This is a genomic window from Burkholderia sp. Tr-862 (assembly GCF_011753085.1).
GTDB lineage: Bacteria > Pseudomonadota > Gammaproteobacteria > Burkholderiales > Burkholderiaceae > Burkholderia > Burkholderia ambifaria.
Window position 1 is genome coordinate 1 of sequence record NZ_VWWG01000279.1, and the last position, 4,642, is coordinate 4,642.

Annotated in this window: 5 protein-coding genes and 1 pseudogene; 4 read left to right on the forward strand and 2 right to left on the reverse strand. The window is 69.3% G+C overall.

Annotated elements, in window-relative coordinates; all coding sequences use genetic code 11:
- A pseudogene (locus tag F3J14_RS33620) lies at positions 1–190 on the forward strand (exodeoxyribonuclease VII large subunit); the annotation flags it as partial.
- Between the two features lie 242 nt (positions 191–432).
- The gene (gene sodB / locus F3J14_RS33625; protein WP_014896247.1) at positions 433–1,011 is read left to right on the forward strand and encodes a superoxide dismutase [Fe]; all 579 of its coding nucleotides are present in this window, start codon (positions 433–435) and stop codon (positions 1,009–1,011) included.
- Positions 1,012–1,121: 110 nt separating this feature from the next.
- On the opposite strand, the gene chrA is transcribed toward sodB, so the two are convergent.
- Together chrA and F3J14_RS33635 are read right to left on the reverse strand one after the other, a co-directional pair.
- Positions 1,122–2,333, reverse strand: a complete 1,212-nt coding sequence (chrA, locus tag F3J14_RS33630; protein WP_166726584.1) for a chromate efflux transporter — start codon at positions 2,331–2,333, stop codon at positions 1,122–1,124.
- A 106-nt stretch (positions 2,334–2,439) separates the two neighbouring features.
- A complete protein-coding gene (locus F3J14_RS33635) occupies positions 2,440–3,147 on the reverse strand; it encodes a Crp/Fnr family transcriptional regulator (protein WP_166726587.1) in 708 nt (235 codons plus the stop codon).
- Positions 3,148–3,228: 81 nt separating this feature from the next.
- Here F3J14_RS33635 and F3J14_RS33640 point away from each other — a divergent pair, with 81 nt between their 5' ends.
- Positions 3,229–3,753: an Mpo1-like protein gene (locus F3J14_RS33640; protein ID WP_166726585.1), complete on the forward strand. Its 525-nt coding sequence runs from the start codon at positions 3,229–3,231 to the stop codon at positions 3,751–3,753.
- A partial coding sequence (locus F3J14_RS33645; protein WP_166726586.1) for a 2-dehydropantoate 2-reductase occupies positions 3,746–4,642 on the forward strand: 897 nt, incomplete at its 3' end. The genes F3J14_RS33640 and F3J14_RS33645, both read left to right, overlap by 8 nt.

The window sequence follows — 4,642 nt, forward strand, 5'->3', positions numbered from 1 at the left end:
GCTCGAGGTGCTGAGCCCGCAGCGCACGCTCGAGCGCGGCTACGCGGCGCTGATCGACGCGCAAACCGGCCGCGCGGTGCGCGCGCCGAGCGCGCTGAAGCCGCAGCGCCGCCTGACCGTGCATCTCGCAGAAGGCTCGGCCGACGTGTCGCTTGCCGACGTGCAGCCGCGGCTGACCGATTCGATCTGACGAGGACGGCGTACGCGAAGCGAAGGTCGCGCGCCCGGCGTCCCGGATCTAGCGGTTGCGCCGCGCGCGGGAACGGATGCTGCGCATCGTCGTCTCGTCCTGCCGGATGAAGCGCCAACGGCGATTTTCTGCATACCGCGGATAAATGCCCGTGAGTTTGCGGGGATATTCGGACTCGCCTACAATCGGACGCTCGGCAGCATCCAACACAGCCTCCCTACATACTCAACGAAGGAATCGCCATGGCTCATACGCTCCCGCCGCTCCCGTACGCTGAAGACGCACTCGCGCCGACCATCTCGAAAGAGACGATCGAGTACCACTACGGCAAGCATCACCAGGCTTATGTGACGAACCTGAACAATCTGATCCCCGGCACGGAATTCGAAAACCTGTCGCTGGAAGAGATCGTGAAGAAGTCGTCGGGCGGCATCTTCAACAACGCCGCGCAAATCTGGAACCACACGTTCTTCTGGAACAGCCTGTCGCCGAACGGCGGCGGCGCACCGTCGGGCGCGCTGGGCGACGCGATCAACGCGAAGTGGGGTTCGTACGACGCGTTCAAGGAAGCGTTCTCGAAGGCAGCGGTCGGCACGTTCGGTTCGGGCTGGGCATGGCTCGTGAAGAAGGCCGACGGTTCGCTCGACATCGTGTCGACGAGCAACGCCGCAACGCCGCTGACGACGGCCGACAAGGCGCTGCTGACGATCGACGTGTGGGAACACGCGTACTACATCGACTACCGCAACGCACGTCCGAAGTTCGTCGAAGCGTTCTGGAACATCGTGAACTGGGACTTCGCAGCGAAGAACTTCGCGTAAGTCCACGTGTCCTGCGCGCCTATGCGGCGCGCGGCACCCCAAAAAAAGCCCTCGTGACGAGGGCTTTTTTGTTTTTGTCGGACGTGAATCGACACCCGACATTCGCCGGATCAGGCGATCATCCCCGACGACCACCCGATCGCCGCGCTTGCGATCACGACCGCCCACGGCGGCACGCGCCAGAACACGAGCGCGACGAACGCGACGAGTGCGGCCGCGAAATCGCCTGGCGACGTGATCGTGTCGCTCCATACCGGGTGATAGAGCGCGGCGAGCAGCAGCCCGACGACGGCCGCGTTCACGCCCGCAAGCGCGGCCTGCATGCGCGTGCTGCGGCGCAGGCGTTCCCAGAACGGCGCGGTGCCGGCCACGAGCAGGAACGACGGCGCGAAGATCGACACGAGCGCGATCGTCCCGCCGAGCCAGCCGTTCGGCGCGTCGCGCAGCGAAGCACCGAGGAAGGCCGAGAATGTGAAGAGCGGCCCCGGCACGGCCTGCGCGACACCGTAGCCGGCCAGGAACGCCGAATCGCCGACCCAGCCCGGCGCGACGACGGCGGCCTGCAGCAGCGGCAGCACCACGTGCCCACCGCCGAACACCAGCGCACCGGTGCGGAAGAACGCGTCGACGACGGCGAGCGTGTTCGAATGGAACGCGCTGGCCGCGAACGGCAACACGACGATCAGCGCGGCGAACAGCGCGAGCCACAGCACGCCCGCGCGGTGCGACACATGCAGCGGCAACGGATCGTGCGCGCCGCGCTCGGGCTGCGGCAACAGCACGAGACCGGCGATGCCCGCCGCGACGATCACGGTAACCTGCAGCCACGCGGCCGGCACGAGCAGCGCGATGGAGGCCGCGATCGCCATCAGCGTGACGCGGCGCGCATCGGGGCACAGCGTGCGCGCCATGCCCCACACCGCCTGCGCGATCACCGCGACCGACACGATGCGCAGCCCGTGCAGCGCGCCGGCGGCGACCGGCATGCCCGTCGCATGCACGCCGAGTGCGAACAGCATCATCAGCAGCGCCGACGGCAGCGTGAAGCCGAGCCACGCGGCGAACATTCCCGCATAGCCCGCGCGCGACAGGCCAATCGCCATCCCGACCTGGCTGCTCGCCGGCCCCGGCAGGAACTGGCACAGCCCGACGAGATCCGCATAGGCGCGCTCGGTCAGCCAGCCGCGCCGCGTGACGAACGTATCGCGGAAGTAGCCGAGATGCGCGACGGGGCCGCCGAACGACGTGAGGCCGAGCCGCAGGAACGCGACGAATACGGGCCAGGCGTGGCGGGACGGAGCAGTGACGGTCGACGTGCTCAAGCGCGGATCGGGGGAGGGTGAACGAGCCGCCACGATAGCGCAATGCCATGACGGCGGGAATGCTAGGTTGCGGCGCTTGCGGTATTGCTGCGCTTGCGCGGCGGTGTCAGTCCGTGCTGCCGGGCAGTCCGCTCGCGCGGCGCAGCGCGTCGACGTCGACGAGTTCGATCTCGCCGACGTGCAGCCGCACGACGCCGTCGGCCTGCAGCGCCTTCAGCAGCTGGTTGGTGGTCTGCCGTGTCAGCGACAGCATCGCCGCAAGCTTTTCCTGCGACAGCCGGATGTGCGTGCGGCCGGCACTGATCCCGCCGTAGCCCTCGGCGATCATCAGCAGCCGCGCGGCGAGCCGCTGCGCGGCCGGCATCACGCTCATCGATTCGACGGTCAGGAAGCTCAGCCGAAGCTTTTGCGCCATCAGCAGCGCGAACTGCCGCCAGTACTGGGGCGTCGTGTCGAGAATCGCGAGCAGCGCGGCCTGCGGGACGTGCAGCAGCAGCGTGTCGTCGAGCGCGATCGCATCGTGGGTGCGCGGCTGGCCGTCGAACAACGCGATCTCGCCGAACCACGTGACGGGTTCGGCGACCATCAGCAGCGCTTCCTTGCCCTGCGGATCCACCGCGCCTATGGTGAGGGAGCCGGCCAGCACCGCATACAGCCCGCATGGCGGGTCGCCGCGGCGGAACAGCGCGTGGCCGGCCGGCAGGCGCCGCACTGCGGCGCGGGCGAGCAGGTCTTCGCGCAACGCGGGCGGCAGCGCGGCGAACCACGGGTGCGCTTCGATCTGCGGCAGGTAGGGGGCGAGCGACGAGGGCATGGGCACGCGATGTCGGGTAGCTGACAGAGGTTCTCGGGCGTGACGCGCATCATAGCGCTCAATGATCGTTCAGGAGACACCATGAAGACGCTCGAGGACCACCTTTCCCAGTATGCGGCCTACCATCGCGACGCGCGCAACATCGCGACGCACCTGGTCGGTATTCCGATGATCGTGTTTGCGGTCCAGGTGCTGCTGTCGCGGCCGGCGCTCGGCACGCTGGCCGGCGTCGCGCTGTCGCTTGCGCTGTTGCTCGCCGTGGCGTCCGTGGTGTTCTACCTGCGCCTCGACCTGCGCTTCGGCGTGGTGATGACCGCGCTGTTCGCGCTCGGCCTGTGGGCCGCGCAGACGCTCGCGTTGCTGCCCACCGCGCAGTGGCTCGGGATCGGCATCGGTGCGTTCGTGCTCGGCTGGATCGTGCAGTTCGTCGGGCACTGGTTCGAGGGGCGCAAGCCCGCGTTCGTCGACGACCTGGTCGGCCTGATCGTCGGGCCGCTGTTCGTCGTCGCCGAAGTCGCGTTCTTCGCGGGCCTGCGCGGCGACGTGCGCCGCGAAGTCGAGCGGCGCTCGGGGCCCGTCCACGGCGGCGCGCATTCGCATGTCTGACACGTCGGCCGCGCCCGTCTGCGTGTTCGGCGCGGGCGTGGTCGGCTGCTATCTCGGCGGCCGGCTCGCGGCGGCCGGTACGCCGGTGGCGCTCGTCGGCCGCGCCCGAATCGGCGACGCGATTCGGGCGAACGACCTGACCTTGACCGACTCGCGCGGCTATCGCGCGACGCTCGAGCCGGCCGAGGTCGCGTTCTCGACCGATCCGGCCGCTGCGGCCGCCGCGCGGCTCGTGCTCGTCACGGTGAAGTCGGCCGCGACGCATGACGCCGCGGCGCAGCTCGCCGGCGTGCTGCGGCCCGGCACAGTTGTCGTCAGTTTCCAGAATGGCCTCTCCAACGCCGACGTGTTGCGCGATGCGCTGCCGCAGGCGACCGTGCTGGCCGGCATGGTGCCGTTCAACGTGATCGAGCGCGGGTCCGGCGCGTTTCACCAGGGTTCGACCGGCGCTCTCGCGGCCGAGGCGTCGCCTGCGCTGCGGCCGTTCACCGGCGCGTTCGCGCGTGCCGGGCTGCCGCTCGCGTTGCACCGCGACATGCGCGCCGTGCAATGGGTGAAGCTGCTGCTGAACCTGAACAACGCGGTCAATGCGCTCGCGAACCTGCCGCTGCGCGACGAACTCTCGCAACGCGCGTACCGGCGCTGCGTCGCGCTGGCGCAGCGCGAAGCGCTGGACGTGTTGTCCCGCGCGGCGATCCGGCCCGCGCGGCTCACGCCGTTGCCGGCCGCATGGATTCCCGCGGTGCTGGAGCTCCCCGATCCCGCGTTTCGCGCGCTGGGCGGCCGGATGCTCGCGATCGATCCGCTCGCGCGTTCGTCGATGTCCGACGATCTCGCCGCACGCCGGGCGACCGAAGTCGAATGGATCAACGGCGAGATCGTCCGGCTG

Excerpts from the sequence above, each read along its gene's own strand:
- sodB (WP_014896247.1), top strand. The coding sequence starts at position 433 with ATGGCTCATACGCTCCCGCCGCTCCCGTACGCTGAAGACGCACTCGCG.
- F3J14_RS33635 (WP_166726587.1), bottom strand. The coding sequence starts at position 3,147 with ATGCCCTCGTCGCTCGCCCCCTACCTGCCGCAGATCGAAGCGCACCCG.
- F3J14_RS33640 (WP_166726585.1), top strand. The coding sequence starts at position 3,229 with ATGAAGACGCTCGAGGACCACCTTTCCCAGTATGCGGCCTACCATCGC.